This is a genomic window from Allohoeflea poritis (genome assembly GCF_027889715.1).
GTDB classification, from domain to species: Bacteria; Pseudomonadota; Alphaproteobacteria; order Rhizobiales; family Rhizobiaceae; genus Hoeflea_A; species Hoeflea_A poritis.
Map to the genome: position 1 here is coordinate 65344 of NZ_JAPJZH010000002.1, position 19207 is coordinate 84550.

Consider the following 19207-nt stretch of genomic DNA (forward strand, 5'->3'; position numbering starts at 1 on the left):
ACGCCTATGCCCCAAGTACGCAGGAACGTGGTCATCGTCGGAGCCGGCTTTGGCGGATTGTCAGCCGCCAGGGAGCTGGCGAAAGCCCCGGTCAACATCACCATCATCGACCAGCAGAACCACCACCTGTTCCAGCCGCTCCTGTATCAGGTCGCAACCGCATCGCTGACGCCGGCGGAGATCGCCGTGCCCATTCGCCACGTCCTGCGCAGCCAGAACAACGCCCAGGTCATCATGGACCGGGTCGTCGGCGTCGACACGAAATCGCAGAACGTGACGACCGAGAGCGGCAGGACCGTGCCCTACGATACGCTGGTTGTCGCAACCGGCGCCCGGCACAGCTATTTCGGCAAGGACCAGTGGGCCGATCACGCGCCCGGCCTGAAGACGCTCAGCGACGCGCTGGCTCTGCGCGAGAAGATCCTCACCGCCTTCGAGAAGGCCGAGATCGTCGTCGACAGCGATCCCGAGGCGGCAAAGCGTTTCCAGACCTTCGTCGTGATCGGTGCCGGTCCCACCGGCGTCGAGATGGCCGGCGCCATCGCGGAGTTGGCCCAATCGGTCATGCGCGACTTTCGCAAGATCGACAAGGCAAACAACCGCATCATCCTTCTGGAAGGCGGTCCCCGCGTGCTCCCGTCCTTCGCACAAGACCTGTCGCAAAGGGCGGAAGCCGATCTCCAAGCGCTTGGCGTCGAGGTAAGGACCGGCACGATGGTGACCGACATCGTCGCAGGAAAAGTGACGACGGATCAGGACAGCATCGCCGCCGAAACCGTCATCTGGGCAGCAGGCGTGCAGGCTTCACCCGCGGGCAAATGGCTGTCGCTGCCGGTGACCGGAAGCGGGCATGTCCCTGTCGATGCGACACTGAGGCCGCAAGGTTTCGAGAACGTCTATGTCATCGGCGATACCGCCCGGCACGAGGCGGACGGAACCGCACTGCCCGGCATAGCACCCGTCGCCAAGCAGATGGGCATTTACGTGGGTCGCCGGCTGGCGGCGCTGGCGCGGGGACAAACACCATCGAAGCGCTTTCGCTATTCGGACGCCGGCGCGCTCGCCACGATCGGTCGCAACAGCGCCGTCGCCGATATCTACGGCATGAAGGTCAAGGGCTTTGCCGGCTGGCTCCTGTGGGGCGCTGCCCATGTCTATTTCCTGATCGGTTTCAAGAACCGGCTCTTCGTCATGCTGCACTGGCTGTGGCTTTACGTGACATGGCAGCGCGGCGTTCGCCTGATCATGCATCGCGAGCCCGACAGGCATGCTGAACGAACATCCTGACCGTCGAACTCCGCACCGCCGGCAAAAGCGCCGGCGGCACGGCTGGAGGTCGGGCAGTTAACGCGCCCGCACTTCTTCCGGCAAGAAGAAGAGATAATCGGCGTCCTCAGCGCCGGTGTGGCAGTCGTGGCAGAAGGTCATGGCATCGCTGCCCGCCCCTCCAGTCAGCCCGACGGTCTGACCGCCCGGCATCACCATTGCATAGCGCCAGTCGGCCGTTGCCGCGTTGAAGCCGCGCGTCATCTTTTCCATGATGAAAAGCGGCCCAAGCGAGGCCTGCCCCTTCGCGTCGACGACAAAACTGGCCTTGGCCGAAGTGGTGCCGATCGGAGCGCTGCCGATTTCTTCATATTTGGCATAGGCCTTGGCACCGATATCATTGGTGTAGTTCACCACGAAGCGGTTGCCGTGCGTGGCGCTTGGATACGGATACTTGGAGAAGTGAACGAAATTCTCCCACCGATTGACCGCCCAGTGCCCGCCGCCCTTGTAGCTTTTGACAAGCTCCGATTTCAGGCAGTCATAGAGTGCTGTGACTTCCTCCGGTCCGAGATCGAGGTCGTACGGATCGGCCGCTGCCGCGCTCGCACCGCAGGGATTGCAGGGGTTGCACGGATTGCATGCGGCCGCAGCACAGGGGTTGGCGGCCGCGCACGGGTTCTTGGCAGCGCAGGGATTGCACGCCGCAGCGGTCTTCTTGGCAGCGCAAGGATTGCATGCGCCGCAGGCAGCCTTGGCCGCGCACGGGTTACAAGGATTGCACGCAGCTTTGGCGGCACACGGATTGCAAGGATTGCAGGCCGATGCAGCCTTCGCGGCGCAGGGATTGCACAGCGCTGCCTGCTGCAGCCGCGGGACATAACATTCCGTCGCGGCTGATCCGGCACCTGCCGCGCAGGGATTGCACGGGTTACAGGGATTACAGGCGGCGGCCGCGCAAGGATTGCACGGATTACAGGCCGAAGCCTTTTGGGCTGCACAGGGATTGCAGGGGTTACAGACCGATGCTTTCTTGGCCGCACACGGATTGCACGGGTTGCAGGCGGCCGGCTTCTTTGCTGCGCACGGATTGGCCGCGCATGAAGCGGTGCTCGGTGTCGACAGGCCGGCCGATAAAAGCAGCGTCCCACCCGCCGCTCCCGCCAGCGCCAATGGCACCACGGCAACCGTCGTCAACAATTTGGATTTGATTGTCGCCATAAAACACTCCTCCGCCTTGCCGGTGTACAAGCGCCGGCTGGGTTTCTCCTCATCCGCAACCAAAGCTTAAGATGTGGCCGGTCACCCGCGTGTCACAATCGCTTGATCCCCCCGTCAACTATTCGAGAGGTTGAGTTTACCGCGAAGGCTTGACGTGACGATGAGCGGCGCGCCGGCAGCTCAGTTCCTGGCGATGCGGCGGCGCGCTTTTTTCAGTTCTGTCGTCTGCCGCTCGATGCTGATATCGACGATCGACGTGATCTCCAGTTCGCGGTCCTCGTAGATATCGCGATCCGGATGCTTTTCTTTCCAGGCGCCGAGTGTCACGTCCCGCTGCTTCAACAGGGCAACGACCTGAGGCCGGAAGAGCTGAATCAAGGCAGAGAGCGCCCGGTTTGTCGCAAGGCACGGATAGCTCTGTTCGACATCGAAACGGTCGATCATCTCGATGACGTCATCGCAGGCATAGAAGGTCTCGCCCGTCACCCAGCGATTGGTCGTGAACATGCCGATCGGAAGGCCCGGTCGGTTCATCGAGATCGCCACGATATGCGACAGCGCGTCCTTGCCGGACGGTCGCCCGGCATCGCCGGAATAAGGCGCCGGCCTTGTCTTGCGGGCCATGCCCTTGGCGCGCAGAAACGTATGGAAGTGGCCATGCTCGCCACTTTCGGGCCGGTGGGCGTGGTAATAATACTGCGCGTGCGATTCCGCATCGTAGACATCGCCCTTCGGATAGTGCTCCTCCTCGTAAAAGGTGCCCTGGTGGGCCAGGCACTGGCCGACGAGATTATGCCCCGATTTCTTCAAAAGCCTGAGGTTCTCGCGCACGGTATCGGCGGCCTCGGCCATGCGGTCGAGTTCCTGCGGCGACAGTTCTGAAAGAACCTTTGGCAGGTCGAACTTCAGCGGTGTGCTGTCCATGGGCATTGCGGGTCCGGTCCTTGTGCTGCGCGCAGCACCTGTTTGACCAAACTAGCCGTTCATCATCAAGTGGCAAGCAATAACAAGCGCTTGATCGGTCTCAACCGTCAGGCGACAAGCGGCTCGCGCGGCCGCACGGCGGCAAAGGCTTCCGCAATCACCGCGACACCGGCATCGTCGCGGCGCGCATCGTCGGAAAGGATCTGCCGGTAGCGCCGTGCGCCCGGCATCCCGTGGAAGAGCCCCACCATATGGCGGGTCACATGTATGAGCCGGCCGCCCTGCCCCATGGTGCGTTCGGCATAGGCCATCATGGCGTCCCGAACGGCAATCCAGCCGATTGCCGGTTCCGTGGCTCCGTAGAACAGCCGATCCACGTCGACCAGCAGGCCGGTATTGTGATAGGCGGCGCGCCCCAGCATGACGCCGTCCACCGGCCGCGACAGCTCCAGCGCATGATTCAGATCCTCAATTCCACCGTTTATGCCGATGAAATGATTTGGAAATTCCTGCTTCAATCGAAACACCCGATCATAGTCCAGCGGCGGAATATCACGGTTTTCCTTGGGACTCAGCCCCTGCAGCCAGGCCTTGCGCGCATGCACCCACAACGCATCCGCACCGGCGGCGAAAACACCCGCAGCCATTGTGCTCAGCGCCTCCTCGGGATCCTGATCATCGACGCCGATACGGCATTTGACTGTAACCGGAACCGGCAGAGCCGCCTTCATCGCGGCGACACAATCGGCGACCAGCGCCGGCTCGCGCATCAGGCAGGCGCCGAAACGGCCCGATTTCACCCGGTCCGACGGGCAGCCGACATTCAGATTGATCTCGTCATAGCCCATATCTGCCGCGATGCGGCCGGCGGCGACCAGCTTGTCCGGCTCGGAGCCGCCGAGCTGCAGCGCCACCGGATGCTCGACCGGATCGAAACCGATCAGCTTTTCCCGGTCGCCATGGATCACGGCATCGGCAACCACCATCTCCGTATAAAGCAGCGCCCGCCTGGTCAGCAGCCGGTGAAGGAAACGGCAATGCCTGTCCGTCCAATCCATCATGGGCGCGACGGCGAAGATTTTTTCTTTTTCTTTCAATGTCTTATGATACATTTCAACAAGGTCAAGAAGGAACAGCGTAGCCGATTGTGGTTCAGCTACGGATTAGTACCTGTTTTGATCCGTTAGTGCACGGATTTTGCGCGGAATATAGGCACAGCACAGCCCATGCGACCGCGGCACGCACCAAAGAAGGCAACTGGAGAGACCAAATTTGCTGACCTGGGTTCCGGTAAGCCGTCCACGCTGTCTGTTGGATTCCGGCTTAATTCGAACTCTTGAAGGAGAAGGATTAGAGCTGGAACAGAGACACATCTGAACAGATCATCGGAATGCCGCACGGCACGAGAGTTTAGTGGCTGAGCACCTGGTCCAGGAACTCCTTGGCGCGGTCGTTTTGCGGATTGGTAAAGAAGGTCTCGAGGTCATTCTGCTCGACAACCTGCCCGGCATCCATGAACACCACGCGGTCGGCGACCTTGCGGGCAAAACCCATTTCATGGGTCACGCAAACCATGGTCATGCCCTCGCCCGCCAGCGATACCATGACATCGAGCACCTCGCCGATCATTTCGGGATCGAGCGCCGAAGTCGGTTCATCGAACAGCATGATGTCCGGCTGCATGCAAAGCGACCTGGCAATCGCCACGCGTTGCTGCTGCCCGCCGGAAAGTTGCGCGGGATGCTTGTGCGCCTGATCGGCTATCTGGACCCGTGACAGATAAGCCATGGCCAGATCCACGGCCTCCGACGGCGTCGCCTTCCTGGTGCGGATCGGCGCCAGCGTGCAGTTTTCGAGAACGGTCATATGCGGAAACAGGTTGAAGTGCTGAAACACCATCGAGACCTTGCGGCGGACCGCATCCATGTTCGGAGACTCCGCCCAGATCTCCTCGCCGTCGATCTCGATCGTGCCGGACTGATGTTCCTCAAGCTGGTTGATTGTCCGGATCATGGTCGATTTGCCTGAGCCCGACGGCCCGCACACGACCATTTTTTCGCCTTTGGCCACCGACAATGTGACATCGCGCAGGGCATGGTGATTGCCGTAAAACTTGTTCACTTTGCGCATGGCTATGGCCGGAACGTCACCCATCGCATCGTTTCCTCATTCCTTGATTGCTGCCGTGACGATGATCTCGACCTTCAGCGCCTGCCGGGCGAGCTTCGCTTCGCCGCAGGCGCGGGCCGGAGCGTGCCCCTCCGGTACCCAGGCATCCCAGACAGCATTCATCTCGGCAAAATCCGCCATGTCCGCCAGCCAGACGATGGCCTGCAGAATGTGCTCGCGGTCCGAGCCCGCCTCCAGCAGGAGCGCGTCGACCCGCGCCAGGCAGTCCGCGGTCTGCTCGGCGACCGTCTCGCCGTCGCCGACCTGCCCGCACAGATAGGCAACGCCATTGTGCTTGACGATCTTGCTCATGCGCTGGCCGGTGTGCAGGCGTTCTATCATTTGTTCATCCTATCCTGTAAGACCGCGGGTCTTCAGCGCCGCGGCAATGTCTTCAAGGCTCGCGGGATCGTCGATCGTGGCCGGCATTTGCCAGTCCGCACCATCGGCGATCTTCTGCATGGTCCCGCGCACCACCTTGCCCGATCGTGTCTTTGGCAATCCGGGAACCGCCATTGCCGTTTTGAACGCGGCAACCGGCCCGATCTTTTCGCGCACCAGCGCCACCAGTTCCCGCTCAAGCTCCGATTCGCCGCGATCGACTCCGGCATTGGTAACGAAGAAGCCGATGGGCAACTGTCCTTTCAGCGCATCGGCCCTGCCGATAACGGCGCATTCGGCAATATCGGGATGGCCGGCAATGACTTCCTCCATGGCGCCGGTGGAGAGCCGGTGCCCGGCGACATTGATGATGTCGTCGGTGCGCGCCATGATAAAGACATAGCCGTCTTCGTCCATGATCCCGGCGTCGGATGTCGCATAATAACCGGGGAACTCGTCCAGATAGGCCTGACGGAAGCGCTCCTCGGCATTCCACAACATCGGAAAGCCGGATGGCGGCAGCGGAAGCCGGCAAACGATGTTGCCGAGCGTGCCGCGCGGCACCGGATGACCGGCATCGTCGAGCACGTCGATATCGTAGCCGGGCATGGGCACGCCCGGCGATCCGGGCTTGACCGGCATCAGACCGAGACCGACCGGATTGCCGGACATGGGCCAGCCCGTTTCGGTCTGCCACCAATGATCGACCACCGGCCGGTCCAGATTGGCCTGCGCCCACGCGATGGTCGCCGGATCGGAGCGCTCGCCAGCCAGAAACAGCGTGCGGAATGCGCTCAGGTCATAGTCGGCGATCAGCGCACCCTCCGGATCTTCCTTCTTGATGGCGCGAAAAGCAGTGGGCGCGGTGAAAAGTGCGACAACATTGTGGTCGGCGATAACCCGCCAGAACGCACCCGCATCGGGCGTGCCCACCGGTTTTCCCTCATACAGAACCGTGGCGCAGCCATGCAGCAGCGGCGCATAGCAGATATAGGAGTGGCCCACGACCCAACCCACATCGGACGCCGCCCAGAAGGCTTCGCCGGGCCGGACGCCGTAATGGTGTTCCATGGTCCATTTGAGCGCCACCATGTGGCCGCCATTGTCGCGCACGACACCCTTGGGCTGGCCGGTCGTGCCGGACGTATAAAGGATGTAGAGCGGGTCCGTGGCCAGGACCGGCACGCACTCGGTTCCGGCGCCGGTGGCAAGCGCCGCGCCGACCGCCTCGGCATAGTCGACATCGCGTCCGGGCACCATGTCGCAAGAAAGCGCGGCGCGTTGCAAGATCAGGCAGCCTCGCGGCTTGGCCGAGGCCATGTCGATGGCTTCATCGAGAAGCGGCTTGTAGGCGACAACACGGTTCGGCTCGATGCCGCAGGAGGCCGAGATGATGAATACGGGCGCCGCATCGTCGATGCGCGTCGCCAGTTCACGCGCCGCAAAGCCGCCAAAGACCACGGAATGGATCGCCCCCAGGCGCGCGCAGGCAAGCATGGCGAAGATCGCCTCGGGCACCATGGGCATGTAAATGATCACCCGGTCGCCCTTGCCCACCCCCTGCGCCCGAAGGACATGAGCGAGCGCGCTCACCTGCGCCAGAAGATCGTCATAGGAAAAGGTCGCAACGGTGTCGGTGACGGGGCTGTCGTAGATCAGCGCCGTCCGTGATCCGTGCCCTGCTTCCACATGCCGGTCGACACAGTTGAAGCACGTATTGCATACAGCGCCGGCAAACCAGCGCCCGTAAGCGCCCGCATCCGGGTCGAAGATCTTTTCAGCCGGCTCGATCCAGTCGACCGCCTTTGCCGCCCCGCCCCAGAAGGCAACCGGATCGGCTTTCCAGTCCGCATAGGTTTTCGAATAAAGCGATGTCATGACCGCCTCAGCATGTGTAGTTCATGCCGATGCGGCCGCCATCCACATAGATCGTCTCGCCGGTAACGTAACTGGCCTTCCTGCTGGAGAGGAACGCCACGACATCGCCGATCTCGCGGGGAGTCCCGACGCGCTTGAGCGGCGTACGCGACATGACCATTTTCATCGCTTCCGGGTTGGCGTTGACGCCGGCCATCATCTCGGTGTCGATGGAGCCCGGCCCCACCGCATTGACGCGGATATTGTGCGGCGCGAGCGCGAGCGCCGCAGCCTTGGTCAATTGCATGACCCCGCCCTTGGAGGCGCAATAGGCCGGAATTGCGGGGATTGCCACCTGTGCATTGATCGACGACATGTTGACGATGGCACCTTCGATCCCGGCCGCGATCATGGCGTTGGCCGCCCGCTGGATCGCCAGGAAGACCCCGCGCAGATTGATGTCCAGAACGCGTTGAAACGCGGCTAGATCATAGGAGAGAAAATCGCCCGGCATGGCGACGCCGGCATTGTTGACGAGGATTTCGACCGTCCCGTGCTCGGCCTCGATCCGGTCGAACATGGCGTTGATCTGGTCCATGTCGCCCATGTCGCAGACCATGCCGACGGTTCCGCGGCCGAGTTTTTCGGCGGCTGCCCGAACGCCATCGCCATTGATATCGGCAAGGATGATGCGCGCGCCGTCTTCCGCAAGGGCCTCGGCGCAGGCATAGCCGATGCCCTGTGCGGCGCCGGTGATCAACGCCAGTGGTTTTTCCGTCATCTGCGTCTTCCCCTAATCGTCATAGCCATAGTCGACCTTCGCCTGTTCCGGCGTGATCATGCCCGCTTCCAGATCGGCGGCGACTCGCGCCCGGTCGCGTCTTTTCGGATCGCCATAACCGCCCCCGCCCGGCAGGCTCAGCCGCAGGCGCTTCCCGTTGCGAACCAGTTGCCTGCCCTTGGCGTTCAAAGGCGTGCCGTCGGCCAACTCGACCCGACCCGCGCCGCCCGGCCCGCCGCCCGCGCGACCGCGCGCCGCGTTTTTCACCCGGTCGAACATGGCGTTGAACCAGAAATCATAGTCCGCGCGCGGCTCGATCTCGATCGTCTGCCCGAGCCCGCCGCGCAGCGCCCCTGCCCCGCCGGAGCCCTCGCGCAAATCCTTGCGCCAGACCGTGATGGGGCCGACATGTTCGGTGGCTTCCATGCTCATCGTCGAAACGCCGGAAGGAAACGCAGTGGCCGACAGGCCGTCGGCGCATGGCCGCGCGCCGGTGCCGCCGGAATTGAACATCAGCACCTCCCGGTTGGGCAGGCCGCTATCGGGATCGCTCGGCCGCGCGGATATCTGAATGTTCCAGAGCGCACTGGCGCCTTCAGCCGGCACCGTATCCGGCATCGCCTGATGCAACGCGCCAAGCACCACATCCGGCACAAGATGGCCCAGCACGTGGCGCACCGAAACCGGCGCCGGGCGTTTGGCGGCAAGGATCGAGCCCTCCGGCGCGGTGATCTCGAACGGCTCCAGCGAGCCGGTATTGTTGGGAACCCGTGGCGCGATGGCGCATTTCAACCCGTAGCAGGCATAGGCGCGCGTATAGACTTCCGGCACGTTGACGCCGAAACGGCTCATGCCCGATGTGCCCGCGAAATCGGCTTTCAGCCGGTCGCCCTCGACGGTTAGCGTCACCGCCATGGTCACCGGTGCGTCATAGCCGTCGACGTCCATTGTGTTGCGATAGGTCCCGGCGGGAACCGAGGCGATGGCCGCATGCGTCGCCTTTCGGCTGGTCTCGATGATGAAATCCGAAAGCCCGTCCAGATCGTCAATGCCGAACTCGTCCAGCATGGTCTGCAGCCGGCGGTCTCCGATCTCGTTGCAGGCGGCCAGCGAATACATGTCGCCCACCACCTGGTCGGGCTCGCGCACATTGGCCCGCACGATGCGCAACAGCACATCGCTGACCGTGCCGCGCTCGGCAAACTTCATGATCGGGACCAGCAGGCCTTCCTCATAGACCTCGTTGCCGTCGGGTCCGAATCCGCGCCCGCCAATATCGACCACATGCGCGGTGCAGGCAAAGAAGCCGATATGCAGCCCGCCCCGGAAGACCGGCGTGACCACGGTGAAATCGTGCAGATGGCCGGTTCCAAGCCAGGGATCGTTGGTGATGAAGACATCGCCCTCGAAAATGTTCTGCGCGCCGATCTCGCGCGCAAAATGCGTCACGCTTTCGGCCATCGCATTGACATGGCCGGGCGTGCCGGTCACGGCTTGCGCGATCATGCGGCCCCTGCGGTCGAACAGGCCCGCCGACAGATCGCCCGCCTCACGCACCGACGTTGAGAAGGCGGTGCGGATCAGCGTTGTCGCCTGCTCTTCGACCACGGCGATGAGCCGGTTCCACATGATCTGATAGTCGATGGATGTCGGTGCCATCGCTTCAGCCCTCCTTGCGCGTCAGCAACAGGCTGCCGTCACTCTGCCCGATGGCGCGAAATGCCGCTGTGACGATGGTCGAGGTTTCATCCTCGACGATCACCGCCGGACCCTCGACAACGACACCTGGCGCCATTGCCGAACGCTCAACCTCGCGCGCCTCAACGTCCTTGCGCTGTGCGGCGTCATAGAAACTGCGCTTCCGCCAGGGCGCCTCCGTGCCCGCTTCCGGTGATCGCCCGACCTCGGCCACCGGCGGCAAGACCGAGCCGACCACGAGCGACCAGTTGGTGATCTCGATGGAAAGACCGTCAATGGTCCGCCCGAACAGGGTCCGATAGGCAGCCTCGAACGCATCGGTTATCGGCGCGATATCGGCGGCCGTGAAGCGCCGGTGCTCCAGCGGCACCGGGATCTCCCAGCCCTGGCCGGAATAGCGCATGAAGGCTGTCAGCCGCGTCGCCGTCGCGGCATCGCGCGCACCTGCCTTCACAAAGGTCGTCGCCTCGCCTTCAAGCGCCTCCAGGGCGGCATTGACCGCATCGGCATCGAAAGCGTCAAGGCGCTGAAACAGGCCCTTTGTCGCCTCGTAGCTGAACGGCGCCTTCAAAAAGCCGATGGCCGAGCCGACACCGGCGCCCGGCGGGACGAGAAGCGCATCAATGCCCAGTTTCTCGCACAGGCGGCAGGCGTGCAGCGGCGCCCCGCCGCCGAAGGCAATCATGGTGAAATGCTCGATGTCGCGGCCGTTCTCCACCGTGTGGACCCGCGCCGCGTTGGCCATGTTTTCATCGACCATCTCCGTGATGCCGAAAGCGGCATCGCCGCCTGGCAGGTCGAGCGGCGTGGCGAGCCGGCTATCGACGGCAGCGGTGGCCGATGCGGTCGAAAGTGGAATGGCGCCACCGGCAAAATTGTCCGGATCCAGCCGTCCCAGAAGCAGATTGGCGTCCGTGACCGTCGGCTCCTCGCCGCCGCGCTGATAGCAGGCCGGTCCCGGTTCGGAGGCCGCCGAGCGCGGCCCCACCTGAATGCGGCCCATGGCGTCGATCGAAGCAATGGAGCCGCCGCCCGCGCCGATCTCGACCATTTCGACGACCGGTGTCGAAACCACCATTCCCGAGCCCTTCTTGAACCTGTAGGTCCGCGCCACTTCGAATGTGTTGGCCGTTTTAGGCTCACCGCCCTCGATCAGGCATATCTTGGCGGTGGTACCACCCATGTCGAACGACAACACCTTTTCGAGCCCGTGCATGCGGGCGAAGTCCGCGGCGAAGATCGCACCGCCCGCAGGCCCGGACTCCAGCAGGCGCACGGGTTGCTCGGCCGCCGTTTCCACCGAGATGAGCCCGCCGCCAGAATGCAGCATGAAGACCGGCGCGCCGATGCCGGCATCACGCAGCCGTGCAACCAGACGGCTCAGATAGACGGCGACCTGGGGCCGCACATAGGCGTTCGCAATGACCGTATTGAAGCGCGGCAGTTCGCGCATCTGCGGCGAAACGACCGAAGAGAGCGAAATCGACAGATCCGGCGCGTGCCGGCGCAGCGCCGCTTCCATCAACTGCTCGTGGCCATCGTTCGCGTAGGCATGCAGGAAGCCGATGGCAACGGCCTCGTAACCGGCGGAGGCGATACGCAAGGCCAGCGCTTCCGCCTCCTCCGGATCGAGCGCAAGCAGCACCTCGCCATCATGGCCGACACGTTCTGCGACCGTGAACCGATCCTTGCGGGGCACGAGCGGCTTGGGCAGTTCCAGATTGAGGTCATATTGCTCGAAGCGGTTTTCCGAGCGCATCTCGATCACATCGCGAAAGCCTTCGGTGGTTATGAAGGCCAGTTTCGCACCGCGCCGTTCGATGAGCGCATTTGTAACCAGCGTCGTGCCGTGAATGACCTGCCCGATGTCTTCAACGGCAACGCCTGCCGAAGCAGCGGCCCTCGCAATTCCGTCCAGGATCGCCCGTTCGGGTTCGGCGTAGTCGGTCAGCACCTTGGCGGTGGCAAGGCCGCCGGCATGCTCAAGCGCGACATCGGTGAAGGTGCCGCCGATATCGACACCGACCCGGAGCGAACGATCGACCATCGGCTCAGACGCTCCTGATAATCTGGTTGGCGGTAAATGCCATCTGGTAGAAGCGCGACATGAGCGGACCGTTCGAGACGGTGCTGACACCGCTCATGGGCAATGGAAGCGTGTCCGCTCCCTCGCCTGCCAAAAGGTCGGCCATGGCACGGCCGAAGATGGTGCCGGTGGTGATGCCGCGGCCATTGTAGCCGATCGGCGTATAGAGATTATCGGCCAGTTGATGGACGCGCGGCAAATGATCCGGCGTCATGGCAATGCGTCCGTGCCAGGCCTCCTCGAACGCCACCGGACCAAGCGACGGAAAGATGCGGGCGATCCGTTTCTTCGCCCATCGATGCGACAGGCCCTTGTTGAAACTGCCGATCACGGTACCCATCGAGCCGATGATCAACCGGTCATTGGCGTCCCGGCGCAGGCTGAACATGATCCTGCCCGTATCCCACAGCCCCTGGCGCTGCTGCAGGATATGCGCCGCGTCCGGACCGAGCGGCTTTGTTGCAAGCTGGAAGTAGTGGATCAGCGTGAAACTCCGCTTGAGGCCCGGCCACAATTCGTCGGTATAGGCATTTGTGCCCAAAACCACCGCCCTGGCCGACAGATCGCCGCGATCGGTCGAAACCCGCCAAAGGTCGACATCCCGCGCAAGCTTCGTGACCCTGGTGCCGGTGCTGATTTCGGCACCCGCGCCCCTTGCGGCACGGGCAAGGCCACGACAATAGCCCATCGGGTTGATCGTGCCGGCGCGGTGATCCACCAGGCCGCCGTGAAAGAAGTCCGATCCGATGAGCTTGCTGACCTCCTCGCGCGAGAGAAGATCAACAGGTTCGCCAAGACGGTCCCATTCCGCCTTCCGGCCGCTCAATTCGTTGAAGCCGGCCGGTCCGTGGGCGGCATGGATGGTTCCGGTGCGTGTCGCCTCGCAGCGGATCTGATGTTGCTCGATGAGGGAGAAAACATAGTCGGGCGCGCGGCTGAACTCGCTTACAAAACGACTGCCGTCTTCATCGCCCAGCACCTTGCGCACTTCCTGCGGCGGCAACCAGGCGGCGGCATTGACCAGGCCGACATTGCGTCCCGATCCGCCAAAGCCGACCTGCTCGGCTTCAAGCACATGGGCCGACAAACCCTTCTGCGCGCAATGAAGCGCGGTCGACAGGCCCGTATAACCGCCGCCGACAATGGCCACATCCACTGTACCCGCGGCGGTGAAGTCGCCTTGAAAGTCGCTTTCCTGCGATGATAGATCCCACAATGAGATCGCCCCGTCTCGCGACATGTGACTTGTGCTCCTGTCTCGCATCGGCATTTCGATGTGTCCGCAACTGTTGCCCTAAGGTGCCGTTTGTGTCAATATTCGAAATACATGTTTCATATATCAGAACAGTGACCCATGACCAAATTGAAGACAACGGCCGCCGCCATGGTCGAATCCGCCCGCGCGCGCATTAAGGAAATCGAGACGAAAGACCTCATCGGACGGTTGGACGATCCCGACCTGGTCATTGTCGACATCCGCGACATACGCGAGCGCCAGCGTTCGGGCTTCATCCCCGGCAGCTTCCATGCGCCACGCGGCATGATCGAATTCTGGGTCGACCCCGAAAGTCCCTACTTCAAGGAGGTCTTCGGCCAGGACAAGACCTTCGTCTTCCACTGCGCATCGGGCTGGCGGTCGGCCCTGACGGTCGCAACGCTCAATGACATGGGTTTCAAGGCAGCGCATTTGCGCGAAGGCTTTTCCACCTGGGCCGAACAGGGCGGTCCGGTGACGTTCCCGGAAAAGAAAGACTGACCGGCACCGCGCGCAGGTCAGAGCAGCTTCAGCCGCTGTGACACACTCTGGGCGGCATCGGCGACCAGCCCGCCAAGCCGCTCCTCGGTTCCATCCATCAGCTTGCGGCGGGGAATGGAGATACCGATTGCCGCAACGGCCTCACCCGCGGGCAGCGTGAGCGCAGCGCCGAAACTCAAGCCCCGTTCGCGAAACTCGCCGGTATCGAAGGCATAGCCGCGCTTGCGCGTCAGTGCGATGTCCGCGTCGAGCGCCTCGATATCCGTGATCGTCCGGTCGGTATAGCGCACCAGATTGTGTTTCACCGTATCGCGCAGCGTTCCGTAATTGGCAGCCAGAATGGCCTTGCCGGTCCCGACACAATGGATGGGCGCGCTGCCTCCGATCGGATTCCAGGACCGGATCGGGTCCGAACTGTCGATCTTGTCGATATAGACGATCTGCAGATGTTCGGGGACAGCCAGATAGATCACTTCCCCCGTCTCGTTGGCCAGATGCTGCATTGCGGGCCGGGAGACCTCGCGCAAATTGAGATTTTCGACGCCGGCCCGCCCGATCTGCCATGTTTTGAGCGTGGCCGAATAGGTTTTGTCCCGATTGTTTCTTACATAGCCGAGTGCGCAGAGCGTCTGCAGCAGGCGAAATGTGTTCGACTTGGTCAGGCCGAGTTCCTTGGACAGTTCCGTAACGCCTTTCCCACCGCGGTGCGCGGTGAGCGTTTCCAGGATCATAAGCCCCTTTGAAAGGGTGGAATCCAGTTTCGGCGCATCTGTCTTGCGCCCATCTACACTATCCGCCAAGAAATTCCCTCCCGATTCATCGATCCCCTTTTGCCACAAATGTCGGCGGATCGAAAACCGTCACCTCCGGAACCGGTTCGTCAAACCGGCGCATCTGCACAAGCGCGGAATGCGCGGCCGGTCCCTGCGCCAGGGATGACGTTCGCAAATCGTGGGTCAGAACATTGGGGTTGCCATGGCGATCGCGGTGATGCTCCGCATCGAAATCGGGGTCGTACCAGGCTCCGGTCCACAGAAAGACACAGCCCTTGGCGACATCATCGGTCACCCGCGCGCCGGCAAGACAGCGACCGCGCGCGTTGAACAGTTCGACCACATCACCATCGACGATGTCCCGGGCTGCAGCGTCATCGGGGTGCACCAGCACCGGCTCACGGCCCTCGATCTTCATGCTGCGACTGTAGGCGCCATTGTCGAGTTGGCTGTGCAGCCGCGTGCCCGGCTGACCGGAGATGAGGTACAGCGGATAGGCATCCGCCAGGCCGTCGGCGACATCGCGCGGCGCGCGCCACGTCGCATGACCCGGACAATCATCGAGGCCGAAACCGGCAATGGTCTCGCTGTAGATTTCGATCCGGCCGCTCGGCGTCGGCAGGGGGTTGGCGTCGGGATCGGCACGAAAATCGGCCAGAAAGACCTGCTCTGGCGACGGGTCGGGGACCTGGATCAAATCGCCGGAGATGAATGCGTCCCAGTCCGGCAATTCGACCCCGGTATCGGCACCGTTCCGGCGGGTAACCGCCCACATCGCGCGCAACCAGTCTTCGGTGGATTTGCCTTCGGTAAACGCCGCCCGGGTACCCAGCCGCGCGGCCAACTCGGCAAATGTCTCATATTCGCTGCGCGCCTCGCCCGGCGGCGGCACCAGCGCCGGCATGGGAATGAGCCCGTTGTCGGACTTGCCGCCGCCGAAGTCCAGGCGCTCCTGCGGCGCGGCAACCGGCAGGACGATGTCGGCATGGCGCGCGGTGGCGGTCCAGTTCATCTCGTTGACGATGATCGTCTCGGGCTTCTGGAACGCCGCGCGCAGCCGGTTGAGATCCTGATGGTGGTGGAACGGATTGCCGCCGGCCCACCAGACCATGCGAATGTCGGGAAAGATCCTTTCCGAACCGTCGAACCGGTAGCCGCCACCCGGATTGAGCAGCATCTCGCTTGTCATGGCGACGGGGATGAAGTCGTCCACCGGATTCCGGCCCTGTGGAAAGCTTCCCCAGGCGAACAGACGTTCCATATTGCCGATATTGCCGTTGACGCCGTAGCCGACCGTGTAACCGCCACCTGGCAGGCCGATCTGGCCAAGCATGGCGGCGAGCGTCACCGTCATCCATAGCGGCTGCTCCCCATAATCGGCCCGCTGCAAGCCGGCAGCAGTCGCAATCATCGTCCGGCCGCCCGCCATCCGGCGGGCAAGATCGCGAATGCGGTTGGCTGCAATGCCCGATTTTTGCTCGGCCCAGTCGGCATTTTTGGGCGTGCCGTCGGTCTCGCCGGTCAGGTAAGCGGCAAAGCGGTCGAAGCCGACCGTGTAGCGATCGAGAAACGCCCGGTCGTGCAAACCCTCAGCCAAAAGCGTATGCGCCAGACCCATCATCACGGCGGTATCGGAACCCGGCTGCGGGGACAACCATTCGGCGTTCAACTCCGGCATGCCGTCGCTGCGCAATGGGCTGAGGTTGACGAACCGGACGCCGGCATTCGCACAGGCGCGCAGATTGTCATAGCCCCGGTGGCGCGATAGTCCGCCATCGCTGACCTGCATGTTGCGCGGCGCGACACCGCCGAACATGACGACCAGATCGGCATGTTGTGCGATCACCGGCCATCGCGTCGCCTGAGCCACCTGTTCACGGTAGTTCATGACGATGTGCGGCATCAGAACCAGGGCGGCCTGATAGCTGTAATTGCCTTCTGAGCGCACAAAACCGCCAACGGTGTTCAAAAATCGTTTGAGCTGGCTTTGCGCGTGGTGGAACCGGCCGGCGCTGGCCCAGCCGTAGGAGCCGGCGAAGATGGCCTCGTTGCCGTAGACATTGCGCACCCGTTCGATCTCGACCGCCAGGCGGTCAAGCGCCTCGTCCCAGGACACCTCAACGAAAACATCCCTGCCGCGCTCGCCGCGCGGCGTACCCGGGTCACCTTCGAGCCAACCTTTGCGGATCGCCGGGCGCAGAATCCGCGCCCGCCCATTCAGACTGCCGGCGATATTGCCGTTGATCGCCGAGCCCGACGGATCATCCGGGTGGGCCGCGACGTCGACGATGCGACCGTCGTTCACGGAGACAATGCCCGGCCCCCAATGGCTGGATGTCAGATTCTTGACCATGTTTCCTGAGTTGATTGTATTGATATTCGGCACATTTATTCCGTATATTGACACAAAAGACGATGCCTGTCATCATCGATTCAAACTCGGGAGGGGACGTTGCCCTATGGCAGAAACCGATAGGGAAATCAAAGACTCTCTCGTTCGAGCAGGCCGGCCGGACCGGGTCGAGGGGCGCCACGTCAACATGCCGGTCGAGCTTGGCTCAACCATGGTGTTCGACACTCTGGCGGCATTCGAGGCTGCCCGCGCCGAGCGCTATCGGTCCGGCACACTCTATTACAATCGCTACGGCAACGCGGCCAGTTTCAAGCTGGAAACGGCACTGGCAACGCTTGAGGGCGCATCCGCCGTCACCTTGACCTCATCGGGTGTTGCGGCCATCACGCTGACCCTCATGGCGCTGACGGCGCCCGGCACCCACTTGCTCGTCGCCGACAATGTCTACGGCAACACGCGAGCCTTCTGCGACGGTGTTCTGGCCGGGCAGAATGTCGAGGTCGAATATTTCGATCCGATGATCGGCGGCCGGATTTCCGCGCTGTTCCGGCCCAATACGGCCGCGATCATGTTCGAGGCGCCGGGCTCAGGCACATTCGAGGTCTGCGACGCGCCGGCGATCGCCGAGGCCTGCAGGGCGCATGGCGTGACAAGCGTCTTCGACGGCACCTGGGCGACGCCGGTCTTCTGCCGGCCGCTGTCGCTCGGCGTCGATGTGCTCGTCTATTCCGCATCCAAATATATCAGCGGTCATTCCGACTGCATGCTGGGCGTTGTCGCATGTTCGGACGCCGATCTTGCGATGCGCATCCGCAAACACGTCATGGCCGTCGGCGACAAGACCGGCGGACAGGAGGTCATGCTCGTTCTGCGCGGCCTGCGCACGCTCGATGTACGCATGAAGGCGATCGACGCGGCAGGGCGGCGGATCGCCGACTGGTTCGCCGGACAACCGCAGGTCAAACGATTGCTTCACCCGGCCTTTGAGAGCTGCCCCGGCCACGAATTCTGGAAACGCGACTATAGCGGGGCGGCGGGCCTCTTCGGCGTCATCTTCCACCCCTGCGCGGATGATGATGTGCGGGCCTTTGTCGACGCGCTGCGCCATTTCGGCATCGGCGTGAGCTGGGGCGGTTATGAGAGCCTCGTCCTGCCGGTCAGGCCGGTGCGCACCGCGCAGCGGTGGGACGAGCCTGGGCCCCTGATCCGTTTCAACATCGGGCTTGAGGACACGCAAAGCCTGATCGATGACCTTGACGCGGCGCTGCCGCTGATGAACACCGGACTGGAGGCGTAATCATGCACAACCGGATCGACCACTTCGCCATCGGCGCCGCCAGTTTGGACCAGGGCGTTGCGGCCATGCGCGAGGCCCTGGGCGTCGAGGTGCCCGCAGGCTCGAAACATGACGCGATGAGCACCCATAATTGTGTCATGCAGGCCGGCAATGAGAGTTTCCTCGAGTTGATCGCCATCGACCCCGACGCCCCTGACCCGGGCCGGGTACGCTGGTTCACGCTCGATGATTCGGAGACGCGAACGCGCCTCGAAGAGCGACCGCGCGCGCTATGCTGGGTGGTCAACACCGACGATCTCGACGGCGTGCTGGCGGCCAGCCCGATCGACCTTGGCGAGGTGGTCGACTTCAGGCGCGGCGACCGCACATGGCGTCTGACCGTACCGCGTGACGGGTCGCTCCCCGAGGGCGGATTGGTCCCGGCCTTCATCGAATGGTCGCCCGGGCCGCACCCGTCAGCGGGGCAGCAGGATCTGGGCGTGCGGCTGAAGACCGTCAACCTGACTCACCCCGATCCGGGCAGGTTGCGCACCGTGTTCGAGACGCTTTCGATCGCCCATCTGGCGCAGATCGAGGAAGGCGACCGGGCGCTGGCCTTCACGCTGGAAACGCCGAACGGATTGGTGGTTATCGACTGACACCCTA

General features: G+C 63.0%; 16 protein-coding genes. 4 read left to right on the plus strand and 12 right to left on the minus strand.

The window, feature by feature from the left end; translation table 11 throughout:
- Nucleotides 1-6 precede the first annotated feature (6 nt).
- A complete protein-coding gene (locus tag OOZ53_RS03375; protein WP_271087903.1) occupies nt 7-1287 on the plus strand; it encodes an NAD(P)/FAD-dependent oxidoreductase in 1281 nt (426 codons plus the stop codon).
- 57 nt (nt 1288-1344) lie between these two features.
- On the opposite strand, the gene OOZ53_RS03380 is transcribed toward OOZ53_RS03375, so the two are convergent.
- The 10 genes from OOZ53_RS03380 to OOZ53_RS03425 form a co-directional block, all read right to left on the minus strand.
- Nucleotides 1345-2487 (minus strand): cytochrome P460 family protein, encoded by a 1143-nt coding sequence (locus OOZ53_RS03380; protein WP_271087904.1) that lies wholly within the window; start codon nt 2485-2487, stop codon nt 1345-1347.
- A gap of 180 nt (nt 2488-2667) precedes the next feature.
- Entirely contained in the window at nt 2668-3411 is a 744-nt protein-coding gene (locus OOZ53_RS03385; protein WP_271087905.1) for a DUF6969 family protein, read from the minus strand.
- Nucleotides 3412-3518: 107 nt separating this feature from the next.
- Nucleotides 3519-4523, minus strand: a complete 1005-nt coding sequence (gene dusA, locus OOZ53_RS03390; protein ID WP_271087906.1) for a tRNA dihydrouridine(20/20a) synthase DusA — start codon at nt 4521-4523, stop codon at nt 3519-3521.
- 298 nt (nt 4524-4821) lie between these two features.
- Nucleotides 4822-5565: an amino acid ABC transporter ATP-binding protein gene (locus OOZ53_RS03395; RefSeq protein WP_271087907.1), complete on the minus strand. Its 744-nt coding sequence runs from the start codon at nt 5563-5565 to the stop codon at nt 4822-4824.
- Nucleotides 5566-5577: 12 nt separating this feature from the next.
- A complete protein-coding gene (locus OOZ53_RS03400; RefSeq protein ID WP_271087908.1) occupies nt 5578-5922 on the minus strand; it encodes a RidA family protein in 345 nt (114 codons plus the stop codon).
- A gap of 9 nt (nt 5923-5931) precedes the next feature.
- The gene (locus tag OOZ53_RS03405; RefSeq protein WP_271087909.1) at nt 5932-7839 is read right to left on the minus strand and encodes a propionyl-CoA synthetase; all 1908 of its coding nucleotides are present in this window, start codon (nt 7837-7839) and stop codon (nt 5932-5934) included.
- Nucleotides 7840-7846: 7 nt separating this feature from the next.
- Entirely contained in the window at nt 7847-8599 is a 753-nt protein-coding gene (locus OOZ53_RS03410; protein ID WP_271087910.1) for an SDR family NAD(P)-dependent oxidoreductase, read from the minus strand.
- 12 nt (nt 8600-8611) lie between these two features.
- On the minus strand, nt 8612-10258 hold the full coding sequence (locus OOZ53_RS03415; RefSeq protein ID WP_271087911.1) for a hydantoinase B/oxoprolinase family protein: 1647 nt from the start codon (nt 10256-10258) through the stop codon (nt 8612-8614).
- Nucleotides 10259-10262: 4 nt separating this feature from the next.
- On the minus strand, nt 10263-12344 hold the full coding sequence (locus tag OOZ53_RS03420; RefSeq protein ID WP_271087912.1) for a hydantoinase/oxoprolinase family protein: 2082 nt from the start codon (nt 12342-12344) through the stop codon (nt 10263-10265).
- Nucleotides 12345-12348: 4 nt separating this feature from the next.
- The gene (locus tag OOZ53_RS03425; protein WP_271087913.1) at nt 12349-13623 is read right to left on the minus strand and encodes an NAD(P)/FAD-dependent oxidoreductase; all 1275 of its coding nucleotides are present in this window, start codon (nt 13621-13623) and stop codon (nt 12349-12351) included.
- 114 nt (nt 13624-13737) lie between these two features.
- Here OOZ53_RS03425 and OOZ53_RS03430 point away from each other — a divergent pair, with 114 nt between their 5' ends.
- On the plus strand, nt 13738-14139 hold the full coding sequence (locus OOZ53_RS03430; protein ID WP_271087914.1) for a rhodanese-like domain-containing protein: 402 nt from the start codon (nt 13738-13740) through the stop codon (nt 14137-14139).
- Between the two features lie 17 nt (nt 14140-14156).
- Here OOZ53_RS03430 and OOZ53_RS03435 read toward each other — a convergent pair whose 3' ends face one another.
- Together OOZ53_RS03435 and OOZ53_RS03440 are read right to left on the minus strand one after the other, a co-directional pair.
- The gene (locus OOZ53_RS03435) at nt 14157-14939 is read right to left on the minus strand and encodes an IclR family transcriptional regulator (RefSeq protein ID WP_271087915.1); all 783 of its coding nucleotides are present in this window, start codon (nt 14937-14939) and stop codon (nt 14157-14159) included.
- A gap of 16 nt (nt 14940-14955) precedes the next feature.
- Nucleotides 14956-17265 carry a molybdopterin-dependent oxidoreductase gene (locus OOZ53_RS03440; protein WP_271087916.1) on the minus strand — a complete coding sequence of 770 codons (2310 nt, stop codon included), beginning with the start codon at nt 17263-17265 and terminating at the stop codon, nt 14956-14958.
- A gap of 106 nt (nt 17266-17371) precedes the next feature.
- Here OOZ53_RS03440 and metC point away from each other — a divergent pair, with 106 nt between their 5' ends.
- Nucleotides 17372-18562: a cystathionine beta-lyase gene (metC, locus tag OOZ53_RS03445; RefSeq protein WP_271087917.1), complete on the plus strand. Its 1191-nt coding sequence runs from the start codon at nt 17372-17374 to the stop codon at nt 18560-18562.
- Between the two features lie 2 nt (nt 18563-18564).
- Nucleotides 18565-19200: a VOC family protein gene (locus tag OOZ53_RS03450; RefSeq protein ID WP_271087918.1), complete on the plus strand. Its 636-nt coding sequence runs from the start codon at nt 18565-18567 to the stop codon at nt 19198-19200.
- The last annotated feature ends 7 nt before the right edge of the window (nt 19201-19207 follow it).

Bases quoted from the DNA above. Each gene is read 5' to 3' on its own strand.
- OOZ53_RS03450 (WP_271087918.1), top strand. From the start codon at position 18,565: ATGCACAACCGGATCGACCACTTCGCCATCGGCGCCGCCAGTTTGGAC.
- dusA (WP_271087906.1), bottom strand. From the start codon at position 4,523: ATGTATCATAAGACATTGAAAGAAAAAGAAAAAATCTTCGCCGTCGCG.
- OOZ53_RS03415 (WP_271087911.1), bottom strand. From the start codon at position 10,258: ATGGCACCGACATCCATCGACTATCAGATCATGTGGAACCGGCTCATC.
- OOZ53_RS03375 (WP_271087903.1), top strand. From the start codon at position 7: ATGCCCCAAGTACGCAGGAACGTGGTCATCGTCGGAGCCGGCTTTGGC.
- metC (WP_271087917.1), top strand. From the start codon at position 17,372: ATGGCAGAAACCGATAGGGAAATCAAAGACTCTCTCGTTCGAGCAGGC.
- OOZ53_RS03440 (WP_271087916.1), bottom strand. From the start codon at position 17,265: ATGGTCAAGAATCTGACATCCAGCCATTGGGGGCCGGGCATTGTCTCC.
- OOZ53_RS03410 (WP_271087910.1), bottom strand. From the start codon at position 8,599: ATGACGGAAAAACCACTGGCGTTGATCACCGGCGCCGCACAGGGCATC.
- OOZ53_RS03405 (WP_271087909.1), bottom strand. From the start codon at position 7,839: ATGACATCGCTTTATTCGAAAACCTATGCGGACTGGAAAGCCGATCCG.
- OOZ53_RS03430 (WP_271087914.1), top strand. From the start codon at position 13,738: ATGACCAAATTGAAGACAACGGCCGCCGCCATGGTCGAATCCGCCCGC.
- OOZ53_RS03380 (WP_271087904.1), bottom strand. From the start codon at position 2,487: ATGGCGACAATCAAATCCAAATTGTTGACGACGGTTGCCGTGGTGCCA.
- OOZ53_RS03385 (WP_271087905.1), bottom strand. From the start codon at position 3,411: ATGGACAGCACACCGCTGAAGTTCGACCTGCCAAAGGTTCTTTCAGAA.
- OOZ53_RS03420 (WP_271087912.1), bottom strand. From the start codon at position 12,344: ATGGTCGATCGTTCGCTCCGGGTCGGTGTCGATATCGGCGGCACCTTC.
- OOZ53_RS03425 (WP_271087913.1), bottom strand. From the start codon at position 13,623: ATGTCGCGAGACGGGGCGATCTCATTGTGGGATCTATCATCGCAGGAA.
- OOZ53_RS03395 (WP_271087907.1), bottom strand. From the start codon at position 5,565: ATGGGTGACGTTCCGGCCATAGCCATGCGCAAAGTGAACAAGTTTTAC.
- OOZ53_RS03400 (WP_271087908.1), bottom strand. From the start codon at position 5,922: ATGATAGAACGCCTGCACACCGGCCAGCGCATGAGCAAGATCGTCAAG.